The organism is Paraburkholderia dinghuensis (assembly GCF_003837865.1).
Lineage (GTDB): Bacteria > Pseudomonadota > Gammaproteobacteria > Burkholderiales > Burkholderiaceae > Paraburkholderia > Paraburkholderia dinghuensis.
Map to the genome: position 1 here is coordinate 1 of NZ_RQIS01000014.1, position 18761 is coordinate 18761.

Below are 18761 nucleotides of genomic sequence, written 5' to 3' on the forward strand. Positions count from 1 at the left end.
GCCCCACCAGGCGCTGAAGATGAAAACCCCGGCTGAGGCATTCGCTTTAGCTGCTTAATCTGTGCAGGTTTCGCTGGGTCAATACAGGACCGGCGAGTTGTTTACGAGTCGTCGGATGATTTGGCAGCGCCCTCATGGCCGAAGTCATCCGGCCTCAGGCCCCGAATATTCGAATCCGTGAAGTACCCGCGCAGGCAGCGCCAGACGAGAGAAACCAGCTTTAGGCGTTCGCGTTGGCACAGGGCGAAACCCAGTGCGAGTGCCCGAGATGCTTGCTGGGCGAAGAATGCCTGACGCGTACGTCGACAATCAAGTCGAGCAATCACGAATCTGAATTTTCCGCCACAATTGTTTTATCAAATCCACGATGCCTCTTCCTACAATCAGCCTCACGAACAACAGCACCCAACCTTTGCTCGGAATTTCTATCTCTTTCGATATTATTTTTTCGACAATGGCAAGCCTCAAGGCAATATCCATCCTCTTGTAAATCAGGACATTGAACACAAATGCGGAGACATGCTTTTTTGACATCAAGTCATAATGTTTCTTAAAAAAAACGAGACTTGGCTCACAATTTACAACCATCGATATTCTGGCGGCACCCGAACTCAAATAGTACTCGACCAGAGCATCGTGCAGATAGACGAACGCACAGCCAGCCATTTCCGCTTTAATGGCGAAGTCCCAATCCTGATGACGACGCAAAGATTCATCGAAACTGATCATCGGATACTGATGACGCCACATCATGATCGATGAAGTTTGAATATAGCCTCCCTCCAATAAGATGAAATCAAGCATCGATTGTCCATCGTATGGAGAGTGATTACCGAGGACGTGTCGGGTTCCGTCGGTTACCAGGACGTTGCTGAACAACACCCTTGCTTCATGCTCATCAGGTTTGGGCCCGAACGCGGCGATGCATCGCTCAAGCTTGTCAGGAAGCCATCGGTCATCTGCATCCAGAAAGGCGATGATGTCGCCGGTGGCCTCCTCAATGCCTCTATTCCGGCACCACGCCGCCCCCCGATTCTCGGTCTCGCAAATCAGGCGTAATGCGATGTTGTCGCCGCAGTGACCTGGTAGTTCGAACTGCAACTCCGATGCATCGTCGATGACAATAATTTCCCGGGGAACAATGGTTTGGCTAGATATCGAATCTATAGCCGCCCGAAGTAAATCGAGAGTTTTGTAGTGCGGAATTATCACACTGACATCATAGGCATAATCCAGATCACGCAGCATCCCGCACCTCAAATCTTGATTTCGGCAACTCACACGTATGCCGAGCAAAACTATTCAGTCTGATCCGGCCGGGATTTACTTACGAATCACCTTCAGCCGCATTACTAATAACATCGAGTTGTATTGCGCATTCATTGCCCCGCATTGCCGGCTTGCGGCCTATTGTTTTTCGAACATCGCCTGGTTGAAGTACTGCAAAACGCCGCATCGCGTCACAATGAACCATGCGGCCTGGCTCCTTTCTGAGAGCATCACGGGTTTAAGGTCGCTAAGGCTATTCGGATATTGACGCCGCGTCTCATCGGCGCATGCATGGCGTGCATCTTGGGGGTGCCTGAAGCAGCTCACGACGATAGTGGCTACTGTGCGGTCGCCACACATATTCACGCCTGCTTCGCGTCGGCGCCAGACTCCGTGTCACGCGCAACGCATCGCGTTCGTTGTGGTCATGCACTTGTACGGTGCACGTACGTCGTCCGGCGCCATCGCATCAACAGGCGCGAAACGCTTTAACAGATCTTAGGGCAACGCCCTCTCGGTGCACCGTTAGATGCCCAACAATTCCACGTGAGTTACATCGATGCGGCCTCTCGACTGAGCCGCTTTTGATGGCAAGGTCATAACGGACCGCGGCGCGTCCGGTTCCCAATACATGGCTCGAGCGGCTAGACCCGAGCGCGCATTGGCTATCCAGACGGCACCAAGGCTTTTGCGTGAAATTGCATGGGTTACACGCGGCGTGCGGATACTGCCCCTGTAGAATCAACACATCTCACCGCCGGTTGAAGCCACGATATTAATGTCCTCTTCCCCCCTTTCACCGCCCTCTGCGCAGGAAGTGCATGTCTGGCAGTGGGATCTCGATGTCCGCGGCAGCGATTTCGACGGGTACTGGGAGATGCTGTCGGCGCACGAGCGCGAGCGCGCTGACAAATTCCGCTTCGAACGGCATCGCCGTCGCTACGTGACAGGACGCGGCGAACTCAGACGGATCCTTGGCCGCTATCTAGCACTGCCACCGCAGGCGCTCGCGCTTGGCGTGGGTCCGGAAGGCAAACCCTTCTGCACGATCGAGCCTTCTGGATGGCCGATCCGCTTCAACCTCAGCCACTGCGAAAATTCGGCGGCGCTCGCAATCGCGAACGGTTTCGAAGTCGGCATCGACATCGAGCGTATCCGCCCGATCGAAGCGTGTGTGCCGCCCGAAATATTCTCTGCCCGGGAGCACGCGCAATTCACCGCATTGCCGGATGCAGAACAGCAAGCGGTGTTCTTTGAAACCTGGGTACGCAAAGAGGCCTGCTTGAAGGCGCTCGGCACCGGATTTATCCTGCCACCGACCCATTTCGGATTCGATCTTTCTATCCACGGCGACACAACGCCTCTGCTCGTCGGCGGCACCGCGCAGGAAGCGGCGCAATGGCGAGTTCGCGAGTTGTCCTCCGGCCCGGACTGCGCGGGAGCAGTGGCGGCGAGGCGCACAGGCTGGTCGATCGTCGAAATGCATTAACCGACGGTGCCCGCATCGGCGTGGCAGCGCGATCGGTCCGGACGTTCCACTCACGATTTCCGCCGTCGCGACACGTCCTGGTCGAGTAGCCGTTCGGTAGCGAACGTTGCGTTTTCTGGCAGACCCGCATTCACGACAAAATGCAGGTCGTGGGCCGGCCCCGCGATACGCTTGTTGGCGCCCTTCATCTCGCCCGCTTTTCCGGGTTCAGGCACACACGTCAGCTAATCTCCGCGCGCCTCAGCGCCTCAACACGGTGTGTTGTTGCGTCCACCGTGTGTGCGACGCCGAACGGATAGATTCCCCCCCGAGGTTTACCTTCCACTTACAGCGAATGACCCGCTTGGGAGATGTTCAAGGCACGGCAAACCGCGTGCTGACTGCCCCCGGGACCTGCCACGCGATGTGCGCGCGTGATATGCGCACAGACCGCGCGGCGTGGCTCAGTACAGAGCCTTTATAAAAATAATTCTCAAAGAATTGTTTGAGAGGGGCAAATGTCACTCATCGACGGATACTCAGACGACTCACCGGGCGGGACCGGTTATATACCCGGCGTGATAGCGCGCTTCGATGCCATATGTGCGGAATATGCCGATCATCTTGCCGTGATCGACACAACGGGTGAAGAACGTTATGCCGACCTCGGCGAACGTTCGGCCCGTCTTGCGACCGTCTTATCCGGCATGGGCCTGAAGCAAGGTGAGCGTTGCGCCATCATGGTCCCGCGCAGTCGCGACACGCTGGCTTTGATGCTGGCGATCCTGCGCCTCGGAGCCGTCTATGTGCCGCTGGATCCGGCCTATCCGCGCTCGCAGCTCGATTTCATCATTGCCGATTGCGCGCCGAGCCTCATCATCACCGACAAGGCCGCGCTCTCCAGTGTCGACGACCTGAACGGAGTCCTGATCGATCTGGCGGAGATCGTGGCGTCGTCGGCGGCCGCCGGTCCGGCTCCGCTGCAGGCGTGCGGTGGCGACGACCCCGCGTACATCATGTACACCTCCGGCTCGACCGGCAAACCCAAGGGCGTAGTCGTGCCACACCGCGCGATTGTCCGCCTCGTACGGGGCCAGACCTTCGCCGAGCTATCGCCGCGCACACGCTTTCTCAACCTCGCGCCGCTCGCCTTCGATGCGAGCACGCTGGAAATCTGGGGTCCGCTCCTGAACGGCGGCTGCGCCGCGATCATCAACGAGATTCAGCCTTCACTCGACACGATCGCAGACGCAATTGCGCGACTCGGCGTCACGAGCGCCTGGTTCACGACCGGCCTGTTTAATGCACTCGCCGACTATCGGCCGGAAGCCTTTCGTCCGCTCAAGGAAGCATTGACGGGCGGAGACGTGCTATCGCCCGTCCATGTACGCAAGGTCATGGAGGCGCATCCCGAGCTGCAGATCATCAACGGTTACGGCCCCACCGAGAACACGACCTTCACCTGCTGCTACCGTATTCCGCGCGGCGGCGACGCTCTCGCCAATGGCGACGCGATACCGGTCGGCGACGCCATCGCAGGCACGCGCGTCTACATCGTGGACGACAAGCTGGTTCCCGTAGGCGTTGGTGAAGTCGGCGAGCTCGTCGCGGGTGGCGACGGCGTTGCGCTCGGCTACCTCAATCGTCCCGAGCTAACGGCCCAGAAGTTCATCGACGACATGTTTTGCCCCGGTGGCCGGCTCTACCGCACCGGTGACCTCGTGCGCCGGCGCGCGGACGGGGCCATCGATTTCCTGGGCCGCAACGATCGGCAGATCAAGATCGCTGGCAAACGCATAGAACTCGACGAAATCGAACATGCGCTGCGTGTGGCGCCCGGCGTTGCCGATGCGGCCGTGGCGGCAGTCGATGGCCGAAGCGGGAAGACCATCGCCGGCTTCGTGAAGGCCGATGTGGCTTCGGCCGCCGTCTTCCTGGAAGGCTTACGCGCTTATCTCAAGGCTGCGCTGCCCGACTACATGGTGCCGACTGAACTGCGTGTCCTGCCGGCCTTTCCGCTGACGCACAACGGCAAGATCGACCGCAAAGCGCTGCTGGCTGAACTTGATACGCATACCGAAACATCTGCCGAGACCCAGCCCGTAGCCGACGATATCGCCGGGAAACTGGCTGCAGTGTTCGAGGGACTTCTCGGGCATGCCGTCGATCGCCGTGCAAACTTCTTTGACGTTGGGTTGCGCTCGCTCGATCTGATGCGTGCACACGCCGTCATCGCACGCGACGTAGCGCCGACGGTTGCGCTCGTCGATCTGTTTCGCCATCCCAATGTCGACGCGCTGGCCGCGCATCTGCGTGCGAGCTTCGGAACGTCGAACGCGGAGGCAATCCGGAGCCGCCGCGATACGCAGAGCGGAGCGATCGCCGTCATCGGCATGTCCGGGCGGTTTCCGGGTGCGCGCAATGTGCGCGAGTTCTGGGCCAACCTCCTCGCGGAACGAGACTGCATCACGCACTTCGATGTGGCCGAACTGGAAGACAGTTTCGACGACGGCTCTCGCCGTGAAGCGCGCTATGTCAAAGCGCGTCCGATACTCCCGGACGTCGACCGCTTCGATGCAGGCTTTTTCGGCATGCTGGCGCGCGAGGCCGCATTGACCGACCCGCAACAGCGCCTGTTCCTCCAGATCGCGTGGGAGGCGTTCGAGGACGCCGGATACGATCCGGCAACGATCGCCGGTGCCGTCGGGGTGTTCGCCGGCACCTCGATGAACACCTACTTCCTCAAGCATGTCCTGTCCGACCGTGGGGTTATCGACGAATTCACGAGCCAGTTCCAGATCGGCGAGTATCAAAAGCTGGTCGGGGCCGGCGATTTCGTCGCCACCCGCACCGCTTACAAGCTCGGTCTCACGGGGCCTGCCATATCGATGCAAACGGCGTGCTCCACCTCGATGACGGCGATTGCGCTTGCCGTCGACAACCTTCGGGCGGGGCGCTGCGATATGGCGCTGGCCGGCGGCGTGTCGATCACTTTCCCGCAGAAGCGCGGCTATTTCTACGAGGAAGGCGGCATGGGCGCACCCGATGGAGTGTGCCGCCCGTTCGATGCCGAAGCGAAAGGCACGGTATTCGGCAGCGGCGCGGGCGTTGTCTTGCTGAAACGCCTCGAGGACGCCATCGCCGACGAGGACCCGATCTATGCCGTGATTCGCGGTGTCGGCATGAACAACGACGGGTCCGACAAGGTCGGCTTCACTGCGCCGAGCGTCGACGCGCAGGCTCGCGCCATTGCCATCGCGCATGCCGAGGCCGGCGTCGATCCGGCCTCCATCGGCTATGTCGAGGCCCACGGCACGGCGACGCCGCTTGGCGATCCGATTGAATTCGCCGGCCTCGTGCAGGCATTTCGCCTCGGCGGCGTCAACGGCGGGCAGTTCTGCGCCCTCGGCTCGGCGAAGGCCAATGTCGGACACCTCGACGCGGCCGCCGGCGTGACGGGTTTCATCGCGGCGACGCTCGCCCTGCGCAACCGCATCCTGCCGCCGCTCACGCATTTCCGTTCGCCCAACCCCGGCATCGACGTTGCCAATAGCCCCTTCTTTTTCAATGTCGCAGCCGCTCCATGGGGCGATGGCCCGGCGCCTCGCCGCGCCGGTGTGAGTTCGTTCGGTGTCGGCGGTACGAACGTCCACGTGGTGCTGGAGGAAGCACCGCGCAAGGTCGACGCGCGTGAACACGCGGCGGGGCTGCAGATACTGCCGCTCTCGGCACGAAGCGCTTCAGCGCTCGAACGCGCGAAGGCCGCGCTTACCGCGCATCTGGCTGCCAATCCGGACCTCTCGCTTGCCGACGTGGCCACGACGCTGCAAACGGGCCGCCGTGCCTTCACGCACCGCGCCGTCGTCATCGCGGATAACGTCGAGCAAGCCGCAGCGAAGCTCAACAAGGGGGCCGTCGATGCCCAGGCGCCTCAGGCCACGCCTGCAGTCGTCTTCATGTTCCCCGGACAAGGCGCCCAGTATCCGGGCATGGGGGAAGCGCTCTATCGCACCGAGCCGGTCTATCGCGAATGGATCGACAAGGGCGCAGAAGCGCTGGCGCCCCATCTCGGGCTGGACATCCGGACCCTGCTGTTCAGCGAGTCCCCTGAGGGCGACGACACCCCGCACCCCATCCGTTCGACGATCTACGCGCAGCCCGCATTGTTCCTGGTCGAATATGCGCTGGCGCAACTGTGGATGTCGCGCGGCATCAAGCCAACTGCCATGATCGGCCACAGCGTCGGCGAACTGGTCGCGGCCTGCGTGGCCGAGGCGATCGGCTTCGAAGACGCGTTGTACCTGATCGCGAGGCGTGGTGCGCTCATGCAGTCGGCCGAACCGGGCGCGATGCTGGTCGTACGCCTGCAGGAGGCCGAACTCGCGCCGATGCTGCCCGACGATGTCGACCTCGCCGCGATCAATGCGCCGACGCTCAGCGTCGTGGCAGGCCCCTTCGCGGCCATCGAGGCATTCGAGGCCACGCTGAAGACGCGCGATATCGAGCATCGACGGCTCCACACGTCTCATGCCTTCCACTCGCGCATGATGTCCGGCGTCGTAGACGCGCTTGCCGGGGTTGCCGATACCCTTTCATTCGCGCTGCCGAAGATCCCGTATGTGTCCTCGGTGACCGGACGGTGGGCAGCGATAGATCAACCGGTGACGGGACATTACTGGGCCACGCATTGCCGCAATGTCGTGCGCTTCAGCGACGCGCTGAGCACAGTGACGACAGAGGGTAAGCCCCTTCTGCTGGAAATCGGCCCTGGCCGGACGCTCTCGACCTTTGTCATGCAGGGACTGCCCAAGGACCGGCATCAGGGCGCGATTGCCTCCCTGCCCGACTTCGCAACACGCGACCGGGAGCTCGCCGTCCTCGCGGAGGCGACCGGACGGCTGTGGCTCAACGGGGTCACGCCGGACTGGAAAACCGTCCAGCCGCAAGCCGGCCGCCGCGTGTCGCTGCCGGCTTATCCGTTCGAACCGGAACGGCATTGGATCGACGCTCCTGCACCTGCCTCTTCAAGCCAGCCGACGACGATTGCCGCTCCACGCCCGTCCGAAGCCATAACCGATGTTCCTCAGACTGCCATGGCCCAAACCGTCCAGATCGACCGCAAACCGCGTCTCATTGCCGAATTGGCATCGCTTCTCGGCGAGATGTCCGGTGAGGTGCCTGATACCTCCAATCCCGATGTGACGTTCTGGGATCTTGGCTACGACTCGCTGTTCATGGGACAAGTATCGCGGCAGCTTCGCCGCCGCTACGACGTCACGATCAGCTTCCGGCAGATCATGAGCGATTATCCGACGCTGCCCGCTTTGGCCGCATTCCTCGACGAAACGCTGCCGCCCGATTCGCAACAGCCGGTCGCAGCCGAGGCCGCGCCGCTCACTCCAGTCACTCCGGCCGCGTCCATCGTCGCGACACCGGTCGCCGTTGCGGCATCGTCGGCGCCCAACGGGGCTGCTGCCCCGGTCACGGGCGACATCCACGCGGTAATCCGCGAACAGCTCGCCGCGATGCAAAGCCTGATGGCGCGTCAGCTCGATGTGCTTCAAGGCGGGCCGCAAGCGGTCCAGCAACCCGCAGCGGCCATCCAGGCCCCAGCCGCGGCTCCGGTCGGCGCGCCCGTACCGGCTGCGGCCCCGGCGCAGCCCACCGGCCCCGCGATCAAGTTCGACGAGAACCGCCCTACGCGCTTCACCGCGTACAAGCCCGGCGCGGCGAATTCGGCGCAGATGACCGACGCCCAGAAGGCATTCATCGCCGATCTGGCGGCGCGCTACTCGGCCAGAACCCCCACCTCGAAGGCTCGTACGCAGTCCTGTCGATCTGTGCTCGCCGATCCGCGCACCGCCAGCGGTTTCCGCGAGGAATGGAAGGAGCTCGTCTATCCGATCGTCGCCCAGCGCTCCAAAGGCTCGAAGATCTGGGACGTCGACGGCAATGAATATATCGACATGGTCAACGGCTACGGTCAGACCGCGTTCGGCCACACGCCGGATTTCGTCGTCGAGGCGGTCAACGCGCAATTGGCCGAAGGCTTCGCGATCGGACCGCAGTCCCCGCTTGCGGGCGAGGTCGCCGAGATGTTCGCCGAGATGACCGGGCATCAGCGCGTCACTTTCTGCAACACCGGCTCGGAAGCCGTGATGGCAGCGATGCGCCTCGCGCGCACGGTGACGGGCAAAGACAAGGTCGTCTGTTTCGACGGCGACTATCACGGCCAGTTCGACGAAGTCCTCGTCAAGCCGGGCAGCGAGGCGGGCCAGCCGCGTGCATTCCCGATCGCGCCCGGCATCCCGCAGACCTCGGTGGGCAACATGGTCGTGCTGCCCTACGCGCGGCCCGAAAGCCTGGAGTGGATCAAGGCCAATATCGACGATATTGCCGCGGTGCTGATCGAGCCTGTGCAGTCGCGTCATCCCAATCTGCGCCCGAAGGAGTTCGTGCAGCAACTGCGCGAGGTCACGGCGGCCAATGACTCGGCCCTGATCTTCGACGAGGTCGTGACGGGCTTTCGCGTCCATCCGGCCGGCATGCAAGGCGTGTGGGGGATCAAGGGCGACATGGCGACCTATGGCAAGGTGGTCGGCGGCGGGCTGCCCATCGGCGTGCTCGCTGGCAGCGCCCAGTTCATGGATGCGCTCGACGGCGGCCAGTGGCAATTCGGCGACGCATCGGTTCCCGAAGTCCCGCCGACCTTCTTCGCCGGCACGTTCGTGCGCCATCCGCTGGTGCTGGCCGCAATGAAAGCCGTCCTCCTGCATCTCAAGGAAGCCGGCCCGGCGCTGCAGGAATCGCTCGGCGCACGCATGGACGGCCTCGTGCAGCGAGTCAATGCCCATCTGGAGAAGGTCGGCATCGCCGCGCGCGCCGAATCCTTTTCGAGCTGGTTCTACGTCAATCTCGCAAGCGAAGATCGCCTCGGCAGCCTGTTCTATCCGTATATGCGCTACCTCGGCGTGCATATCATGGAAGGCTTCCCTTGCTTCCTGACGACCAGCCATTCGGACGAGGACATCCGCAAGATCGGCGATGCCTTCGTCGCGAGCATCGACGCGCTCCAGCGCGCAGGCATTCTCAAAGGCACGCAGGACGCCGCCGTTGTCACGCCGCAGGCCGAACCGCAACTCACGCAGTCCGCCCTCACCGAGCCGCAGAAGGAAATCTGGATGTCGGCTCAGCAGGGCCATGAAGCCTCGCTTGCGTTCAACGAATCGTTCACGCTCGAACTCAACGGCAAGCTGAACGAGGCCGCATTCGAACGCGCATTCGCTGCGACGGTCGCCCGCCACGATGCGTTGCGCGCTCACTTCTCACGCGTCGGCGACACGATGTACGCGGATGCGTCGACGACCGTTCCGCTGGTGCCGATCGACCTTTCGGGCCACGCCGATCCGGCGGGCGAGCTCAAGGCCATCGTCGACGCGGAAGCGCGCGAAGTCTTCGATCTCACCAGCGCTCCGCTGGCGCGCGCCGCGCTGGTGCGCCTCGCGGCGCAGAAGTGGGCGTTCGTGTTCACGGCCCATCACATCGTCTGTGACGGGTGGTCGATCAACGTCATCCTGCGCGATCTGGCCGCCCTCTACGCGGCAGAAGTCTGGGGCACGCAGCCCGAACTCGACGAGGTGCAGAGCTTCCTCGCCTACGCCAAGGCGCAGGACGAGATCGGCGTCGATGAGAAAACACGCGACTTCTGGCTGAACCTCCACCGCACCCCCGCGCCGCAGCCCGATTTGCCCGGCGACCGTCCGCGCCCGGAGCGCAAGAGCTTCAACGGCGCCTCGACGACCCGCCATCTCGGAGCCAATCTTCTCAAGCAGGTGAAAACCGTATCCTCGAAGCAAGGCTGCTCGCTTTTCGCCACCCTGCTCGGCGCCGCCCAGGTGCTGTTCGGCCGCCTCACGGGCAACGACGATGTCGTGATCGCCGCGCCGATGGCCGGCCAGTCGCAAGCCGGAGATGCGTTGCTGGTCGGCCACTGCGTCAACTTCCTGCCCCTGCGCGTGAGGTTCGACCGTGACAAGCCATTCGCCGCGCACATGAAGGCGTTACGCGATCACCTCTACGACGCAGGCGACCGGCAGAACTACACGTACGGCGCGCTGGTGCGCGATCTCGGCATCAAGCGCGATCTCAACCGGCTTCCGCTGACCGATCTTCAGTTCAACCTGGAGAAGGTCGACGGCGAGCTAGACATGGCGGGCGTGACCACGCATTTCACGCCGAACGCGAAGGCCTACAGCAACTTCGATCTGTTCCTGAACGTGATCGAGTCGGTGCAGGGCCTGCGTCTCGACTGCGATTTCAACACCGACGTGTATGACGAGACGACGATCCAGCGCTGGCTCGGCTACTACGAAACGCTGCTGAGCGCGATCGCACGCGATGCCGAAACGCCGGTCGCCGCACTGCCGCTCTTGAGCGAAGCCGAAATCCAGTACCTTCGCGACGAACTGAACGCCTCGCAGCGCAACTTCGCGCTTTCGCAGACGACCCCGGCGATGATTGCCGCGCAGGCTGCACAAAGCCCCGACACGACGGCCGTATCGGACGAAGCGACGAGCCTCACCTACGGCGAACTCGATACGCACGCCACGCATATCGCGGGCAGGCTCGTGGCTGCCGGCATCGCGCCGCACTCACGCGTTGCCATCGCGATGGAGCGGACTGCGATGACCGTGGCCGCCATGATCGGCGTGTGGCGGGCCGGTTGTGCCTATGTGCCGCTCGACATGACGATGCCGCCTGCACGCCTGCGCCAGATCCTCGATGCTGCCGGCATCGCTGCCATCCTCAGCGATGATGAAAGCCGTACGGCGCTGGAACCTGGCGAACATCGCGTGCTGGAAGTGGAAACGCTCCTCGACGAAAGCGACGACGAGGCCGTGACTTTGCCCGTCGTGACCGATGCGGATTCCGCCTACGTGATCTTCACTTCCGGTTCGACGGGCCAGCCCAAGGGCGTGGAGATTCCCCATCGCGCGCTGACCAACTTCCTGTTGTCGATGGCGCAGGAGCCGGGCTTTACGGTCAGGGATCGCATTGTCGCGGTCACCACGTTCTCCTTCGATATCTCGGGTCTCGAGCTGTTCCTGCCGCTCATCGCAGGTGGGCAGACCTTCATCGCAGGCCATACCGAGGTGCGCACCGGCTACGAGCTGGTGACCCGGCTGAACGAGGAGGGCGCCACCATGGTCCAGGCGACGCCGTCGCTCTGGCGCATGCTGCTGGAGGCTGGCTTCAAGGCGCCGAAGGGTTTCAAGATCCTTTGCGGCGGCGAGCCATTGCCACGCGATCTCGCCGACGATCTGCTGGCGACCGGCGCGCAGGTATGGAACCTCTACGGACCGACCGAGACGACGATCTGGTCGTCCGCCTCGCGTGTCGTCGCGAACGGGCCTGTGGTGATCGGCGCCCCAATCGCCAACACGGACCTGCACGTGCTGACCGACGACCTGCATCTGGCGCCGGAAGGCATCAGCGGCGAACTGTGGATCGGCGGTGAAGGCCTCGCAAAGGGCTACTTCAATCGCCCCGACCTCACCGAGGCCGCGTTCCGCTCGATCGCCATCGAGGGCGCCGCGCCGCGCCGGCTCTACCGCACCGGCGATCTGGCGAAGCGCCTCGCCGATGGCACGCTCCAGCACCTCGGCCGTCGCGACCAGCAGATCAAACTGCGCGGATTCCGCATCGAGATCGAGGATATCGAGGTCGCATTGCGCCAGGCGCCCGGCGTTGCCGCGGCCGCCGTCGCATTGCATACGGTAAGCGGCAGTCCTCGCCTTGTCGGCTACATCGTCGGAACTGCCTTCGACAAACCCGACCAGAGCGCGGTCGCGGCGCATGTTGCCGGGCAATTGCCGGCCTACATGGTGCCGACCCTCTGGATGACGCTCGATGCACTGCCTCAGACCGGCAACGGCAAGCTCGATCGCAAAGCCCTGCCCGTGCCGACCGCGGACATGGTGGCCGCACCTGTGCGCCCACCGCATGCTGCGCTCAAGGTGGTTCCGCAGACCCCGACGCCGATCGAACCCGCAGCGCTCGAACCGGATGCTTTGGTACCTGCGGTAACGGAATCGGCACCGACCGAACCGGCGGCCATGACGCCGACACAGTCCACCATCGCTGCGATCTGGGGCGAAGTGCTCGGCCTCGAGCATGTCGGTATCGACCAGCGCTTCTTCAGCCTCGGCGCGGACAGCCTCCAGCTGTTCCGCATCGTCGCGCGGATGAACGAGCGCGGGCTCGGCGTCGACGCCAGGCAACTCATGAGGAACGTGACGATCGCGGAACTGGCGGCGAGCCTCGACGACACATCGGCGCATGAGCCGATCGAGGCTCCCGCCGTGGCAAGGCCGTCGATCCTCAACTTCAAGCGCCGGATTGCGGAGGGAGCCTGATCGATGAACGGCATAGCCGCGAATATCGCCGCTGCCCAGCAGAGCGAAGCCGGCCCCGCGTTGTTCCCGGCAACCGCCTGCCAGGTACGGCTCTGGCACGAGCAGAAGGTGTCGCCGAGCGCCTCCGCGCTCAACATCGCCTTCCGGCTGCAGTTGTCAGGACCGCTAAACGCCGCGAGCATCGAACGTGTCCTCGGCAACCTGGTAGCGCGACACGAGATACTGCGCACCGGCTTCCTGATGACGGGCGCGGGGCTGCGCCAGCAGGTCTGGAGCCACGCGAGCGTCCGGCTCGAAGTGATCGACCTCACCGGTTTCGAGGAGCAGGCCGCGGTTGCGCAGGCAGAGCGTGTCGGTGGAGAGCAGGCCCGCACGCCTTTCGAGTTGTCGTCCGCTTCCTTCTTCCGGGCCGTGTGGTTGCCCCGGTCGAACACTCAGGGCGAGTTGCAGTTGACCTTCCATTCGCTTGTGATGGACGGCTGGTCCTTCGCGATCCTAGTGCGCGAACTCGTGGAAGGACTTGCCGCGTTGCGCGCAAGCCATGAGCCCGAATTCCCCGAAGTTGACCTTCACTATGGCGACTACGCGCTGTGGAAGGGAGAGTTTCTTTCAAGCGGCGCGCTCGATCGCGCGCGCGACCACTGGCGCCAGGAGCTTGAGGATTTCTGCCGGTTTGACGTTCCCGGCGATCGTCCCCGGCCGCAAGAGCGGCGCTTCCAGGGCGTCATTCGCTCCATTCTGTTGCCGGTCGTGCTTGGCGACCGGCTGATCGCGGCCGCGAAGGCACAAGGCGTGACCCTTTTCAGCGTTGCGGCTGCGAGCCTCGCGACGATGCTGCGAACGGAGACCGGCCAGACCAGGGTCGCCATGAGCACGCAAATGTCGGTGAGGGATCAACAGGAACTCGAGAGCGTGGTCGGGCCGCTCATCAACACGGTGATCCTTCGTATCGACGTTCCCGAAAGCGGCTCGCTGGCCGCCGTCATCGCGCAGTGTGGCACCAAGCTCAGCGAGGCCATTGAACATCTCCACGTGCCGTTCGAAGAGATGATCGAGATGGCGGGTGAAGTGTCCGACATCAGCCGGCCGCCGTTGTGTTCCGTCAATTTCGCCTTGCAGCAAAGCTTCGTCGGCATGGGTGATGAGGTTCGCCGGAACGATTTCGGCGCCACGACATCGCCCTCCTTTAACGCGGGCGCACTTTACGACCTCAACTTCTTCATGGTGCGGCGTCCGGAAGGCTGGCGCATTTCCTGTGAGGGTGACACGGACCTCTACGACGTCGAGACGATCGACCGTTATCTGGCAAGTTGGCGTGAGGTGCTGGAAACCGTTGAACTCCTCGACGAACGGTCGCCGGCAAGCGCTGACCGCAGTGCTCCCGGTGGAGAGACGGCGAAAGTCGCGGGAGGCGTCGGTGCCAGCGGATTCATGAGTCAGGCCGAACTGGCGGCGAAAGCGCGCAATATCGTGCGATTCAATGAGAATGCGCCGGGGACGCCCGTCATCGCGCTCAACAACACGGCCGTGCTATATGGACTGGCTCAGCAGATCGCCGCCGATCGACCTCTCATCGACATCCCCATGGTGCCGGAGGGGGCTCCGCGCGAGTTCCCGCAGCGGGCGTTCCAGGACATCACGGCAGATGCCGTGCGGCTCATCAGGCTAGCCCGGCCGAGAGGCCCCTATATCCTCATGGGGCACTGCGTGCTGGGTGCGATGTCGCTGGAGGCGGCCCATCAGCTACGGCGCGAGGGCGAAACGGTGGAACTCGTCATCCTCGTTGATTCGTGGTGCCCGGGTTATCGCGAGTCGATGCCCTGGTACGATCGGCAATTGCGCAAGATGCAGGTGCGTGCGGACAACATTCCACGCGACTTCCGCAAGGCCATGCGCGGCGAGATATCCATGGTCGGCTTTCTCAAGCAATACCGGGCCGTTCGCTGGCTCCGCGTTGCTGACCTTGCTCTCAGGCTCGGCCTCATCAAAGGAAGTGCCACTGAGCATATGATTTCCGAGAATCGCTGGTACATCGAATATCTGCTGGCCCAGCAGACACGGTACCGTCCAGCGCTCTACGATGGCGACGTGCAAATCTTTCGCAGTGACCAGGCGCTCAGGGGGCGGCTGTTCGCCTGGGACCTGGGATGGGGACGCGTGGTAACGGGCAAACCGGTCGTCACCCCGGTTCCGGGCATGCACGACCAGATATTCCGCGCCGCCGGCGCAGCGGTCATCGGCAAGCAACTGCGGGAGCGCCTCTCCGGAATCCAGGCCAATACTGAAACTGAAGCCGGTCCTGACCGGGAGGACGCTCCGGCCGCTTTCATGAGCCGTGCCGAGGCTTGCGACCGGCTCCCCGGGTGATGTCCCGTCTGCGCAAAGACGGCTCGGGCTCTATGGAGTGCTGAACGTAGTCGCCCCGATTCTTGCGAGACTGGCCGTGCCCTATCTGCTGCGCCGCCCGGCCGCCATCATCGCTGCCGGATCGCCAACGCCATCAGGCATGGATACGATTTCAGGTCCTTGAATTACGGTGTTCCAGCGTCGAAATTACGTTCCATTTCGCGGGATCGGCGCACTCGATCCAGATTGCGAACAATGCGCCTGCGGACGGGAACAACCACTTTCATCACCAGTGATTTCGCATTGTCGGCGCCCGGGTTCGCACCGGCCGGCTGGGGACTGGCACCGAGTTTGCGCAGGTAGTGATTGGCGGCAAGAATACGGCCACGGGCTCGGGTCGCATCGGTCTCATAGACGAACGCATCGCGGGAACCGAATTGGAGACGTAATAGTCCGCCGGTCACTCATCATACTTCTTTGCCAACTCTGCTAACGCCTCCGGCTGGAACAGCGATAGCTGATGCAGATTGTGCGTGAAATTAAACGGGGTATTGTTGAGCGCCGTCTTCTAGACGGCTGGATCAACGGTCAGCAGAGCATCGGCAGAAGGTATCACCGTTATAAATCCGGACTGGGTGAGACAAGGTCGCAAACGCGGCAGGAGCCGACGTACATGGTTTGTCTGGTCAGCGCTTGACGAGCCGCCGAACCGCAGTCAGCGGCAATTTCAACCTGTTCACCGGGGTGTGGACAACTTCCGAAAACGTCTTTGGATTACGGTGTTCCAGCGTCGAAAGCACGTTCCTCTTCAAGCTGTCGCGCAAAGGCGAAAGCCCCGGAGGCAAGGGCTTTAAACCCATCTTGCGTAAAAAATAGTTTGCCTGGTAAACCCTCGCTCGCTTCTCGAGCGATTTCATGCAGTAGTTGATGCTGATACTCACCGAGATGTTGTCACCGTTTTGTACCCAATGCGGTGCTAGCGGTGGGTGATGCACCACGTCGCCCGGCGTAATCCGATAGATCGTGCCGCGATCCTGAAATTCCCGGCGATAATGCGCAGCGTCGAAATTGCCGGTGTAGTAACTTTCGACCTCCTGCTCCGGTACCAGCTCGCGATCGGTCGCCGGGAAAAGACATACGTCCTTCGATCCCTGCACCTGAAAGAGGAAGTTTGATTCGTGATCGATATGGAAGGGTGTCGCAACCTTCGGCGAGGAGAGTATCAATGTCATCGTTGCGTAGGTCATGTCCTCGCGCAGCGGAAAATCAGACAGGATTTCAAGTTCGGTCGTAATCGCATCGAGAACTTGAGCGTACTCGGCGTCGTAATCCTGTGGGCGCGTGAGCTTGAGCCACGTGCTGGTTTCGCCGAGACGGGCAATCGTCTCATCGAGACGCTCGCGCGACGGCACGGCGTTGATTTTCCTGTCAACAGCGCCATCACCGAATTTGGTACTTATCGAGCCACGCTTGAAGTCAAGGGCACAGAAATCACCATTTCTTTCCATCATTCGCCTGGTGAGTTCACCGATTCGAGAAATATCGAATAGCCCACTTCTATGCAATGTATGATTGAATTTGAACGGGTGCAGATTAAAACTACTTTTAAACTCTTTCTTGCACGCCTCAAGCAGGTTGTCGCCCGATGGCGACTGGTGAGATGTATTAGCTACCTCAGTACCATCGTTAGGCGCGAACATGACACACCTTCCTGGGTTAGGGACCGTTGCTCATAGCCTACTATCCCACCTGCCGGCCCAATGTACGTTGACGAACACCCATATGTGCGTTGACATTTGATCGTGCCGTCGACCGGAATATCCAGCACGGAAAACTAGCGGCCCCGCTGCAAAGCCGACCTGGCAGCTCGCCGTGCGGCACTCGCCGTCGAATACGCCATCGCCTTGACCCGGTCCCTCACCGCGCTCCGTCCAGGCGGGCTGGGATTGATGCCAAGCTTCCTGAGGTAATGATTGGCCCGATAAATATCCGCACGCATCGAGTCAACAAACTGGAAATTTACGCTCAGGGTCACCGAGACATTGTCGCCGTTCTTCAACCAATGGGGACAGTTGACCGGAACGTGAACGCCATTTCCGGGTGCGAGTTTGTACGCCCATGCCCGATCCTGCAGCTCTGGTCGATAGTTCGGCGCGTTGTTGTCCATTGCCCAGAACCGCTCGATTTCCACTTCCGGCAGTATCTGCCGATCTTCGCGATCAAAGACGTACAAATCCTTTTCCCCGTGGATTTGAAGAATGAAATTGCATTCACGATCTATGTGATAGGCCGCCACCCGCTTCGGTGACGTTACGAAAATGATGATGTCCTCCTTGCTGATCTTCGAATCGATATCGCCACCCACCATATCCTTGATCTCTGCTACCGCGTGCCTGTACAACTCGGCGTAGGCCGGATCCTTTTGCGTGCTTCTGAAGATGAACCACGCGTCGGACTCTTCCAGCTTATCTAGTGCTTTCAGCGGTGAGAAAGCGCGGTTCGTATCTTTCCATTTTTGACCAGGCGCGACGTCGCCCATATCGTAGTAGAGATCAGATGGACGCGTTCTCAGCGTTCGCTCCGCCAAATCCATCAATTGGGGAAGTTGAAAGAGCGGATGCGACGCCAGGTGATGCGAGACCTCAAAACTCTTCCGCTCAAAGTTCTCTCTAAACACCGAAGGATCTGCATCGATCCATTTGTCTGGCAACGTCGCGTCAAGAACGGGGGGAACAGCGAAAATATCCATGCGATCGCTCCTTGCAGTCTGATATGGGTTTATAAAACCAGACCCGTTGGCGCCGAGGCTCCCAATTGCGTGGAACGCGTAGAAATCTTACGACTATAACAAGCCACCGATAGTCAACCGTGCGAGACCACATTCCTGCCTTCTTCCCGGCTGACGCTGCGATTTTTCGCATGGCTGGCCAAGGCTAAACCCTATTCGCCCAGCCTCGCTCTCTATCGCATGACACTGGCCTTTTAATCTGTGGAGCCACGCTTGAAGTCACGGACGCGACCATCATTTCGAGTACCCGCGTGGCCAGTTCGACGACTCCTGGACTCTCGAACAAGCCACTCGCGTGCAATGCATGATTAGACTGGAAAGTCAGAGAATTGAAATTTAATTTTAATTATTTACTGCAATCCTGAATTTATTTTCCGTCTGAGCGTAGTCGGCCTAATATATTCGCTAACGCAATACCTGCGCTAGCACCAAACATGACACACGGCGTTGATCAGACAGCATTGCTCGTAGCCTA

7 protein-coding genes are annotated in these 18761 nt (G+C 61.5%); 3 read left to right on the top strand and 4 right to left on the bottom strand.

Annotated features, from left to right (window positions below):
- Window positions 1-309: 309 nt before the first annotated feature.
- The gene (locus D1Y85_RS18700) at window positions 310-1248 is read right to left on the bottom strand and encodes a glycosyltransferase family 2 protein (protein ID WP_124152572.1); all 939 of its coding nucleotides are present in this window, start codon (window positions 1246-1248) and stop codon (window positions 310-312) included.
- Window positions 1249-2047: 799 nt separating this feature from the next.
- Here D1Y85_RS18700 and D1Y85_RS18705 point away from each other — a divergent pair.
- From D1Y85_RS18705 to D1Y85_RS18715, 3 genes are all read left to right on the top strand, one after another.
- Complete coding sequence (locus D1Y85_RS18705) at window positions 2048-2758, top strand: 4'-phosphopantetheinyl transferase family protein (RefSeq protein WP_124152573.1); 711 nt, start codon at window positions 2048-2050, stop codon at window positions 2756-2758.
- A gap of 497 nt (window positions 2759-3255) precedes the next feature.
- Window positions 3256-13152 carry a non-ribosomal peptide synthetase/type I polyketide synthase gene (locus tag D1Y85_RS18710; RefSeq protein ID WP_124152574.1) on the top strand — a complete coding sequence of 3299 codons (9897 nt, stop codon included), beginning with the start codon at window positions 3256-3258 and terminating at the stop codon, window positions 13150-13152.
- 3 nt (window positions 13153-13155) lie between these two features.
- A complete protein-coding gene (locus D1Y85_RS18715; RefSeq protein WP_124152575.1) occupies window positions 13156-15519 on the top strand; it encodes a condensation domain-containing protein in 2364 nt (787 codons plus the stop codon).
- Between the two features lie 164 nt (window positions 15520-15683).
- On the opposite strand, the gene D1Y85_RS18720 is transcribed toward D1Y85_RS18715, so the two are convergent.
- The 3 genes from D1Y85_RS18720 to D1Y85_RS18730 all read right to left on the bottom strand — a co-directional run bounded on the left by D1Y85_RS18720 (window position 15684) and on the right by D1Y85_RS18730 (window position 18247).
- On the bottom strand, window positions 15684-15962 hold the full coding sequence (locus tag D1Y85_RS18720) for a hypothetical protein (protein ID WP_124152576.1): 279 nt from the start codon (window positions 15960-15962) through the stop codon (window positions 15684-15686).
- Between the two features lie 222 nt (window positions 15963-16184).
- On the bottom strand, window positions 16185-17198 hold the full coding sequence (locus tag D1Y85_RS18725; protein WP_124152577.1) for a cupin-like domain-containing protein: 1014 nt from the start codon (window positions 17196-17198) through the stop codon (window positions 16185-16187).
- A gap of 134 nt (window positions 17199-17332) precedes the next feature.
- Window positions 17333-18247 (bottom strand): transcriptional regulator, encoded by a 915-nt coding sequence (locus D1Y85_RS18730; protein WP_124152578.1) that lies wholly within the window; start codon window positions 18245-18247, stop codon window positions 17333-17335.
- Window positions 18248-18761 lie beyond the last annotated feature (514 nt).

What these genes read in the sequence shown, in the direction of transcription:
- D1Y85_RS18700 (WP_124152572.1), bottom strand. Translation starts at nt 1,248, where the DNA reads ATGCTGCGTGATCTGGATTATGCCTATGATGTCAGTGTGATAATTCCG.
- D1Y85_RS18705 (WP_124152573.1), top strand. Translation starts at nt 2,048, where the DNA reads ATGTCCTCTTCCCCCCTTTCACCGCCCTCTGCGCAGGAAGTGCATGTC.
- D1Y85_RS18710 (WP_124152574.1), top strand. Translation starts at nt 3,256, where the DNA reads ATGTCACTCATCGACGGATACTCAGACGACTCACCGGGCGGGACCGGT.
- D1Y85_RS18715 (WP_124152575.1), top strand. Translation starts at nt 13,156, where the DNA reads ATGAACGGCATAGCCGCGAATATCGCCGCTGCCCAGCAGAGCGAAGCC.
- D1Y85_RS18725 (WP_124152577.1), bottom strand. Translation starts at nt 17,198, where the DNA reads ATGTTCGCGCCTAACGATGGTACTGAGGTAGCTAATACATCTCACCAG.
- D1Y85_RS18730 (WP_124152578.1), bottom strand. Translation starts at nt 18,247, where the DNA reads ATGGATATTTTCGCTGTTCCCCCCGTTCTTGACGCGACGTTGCCAGAC.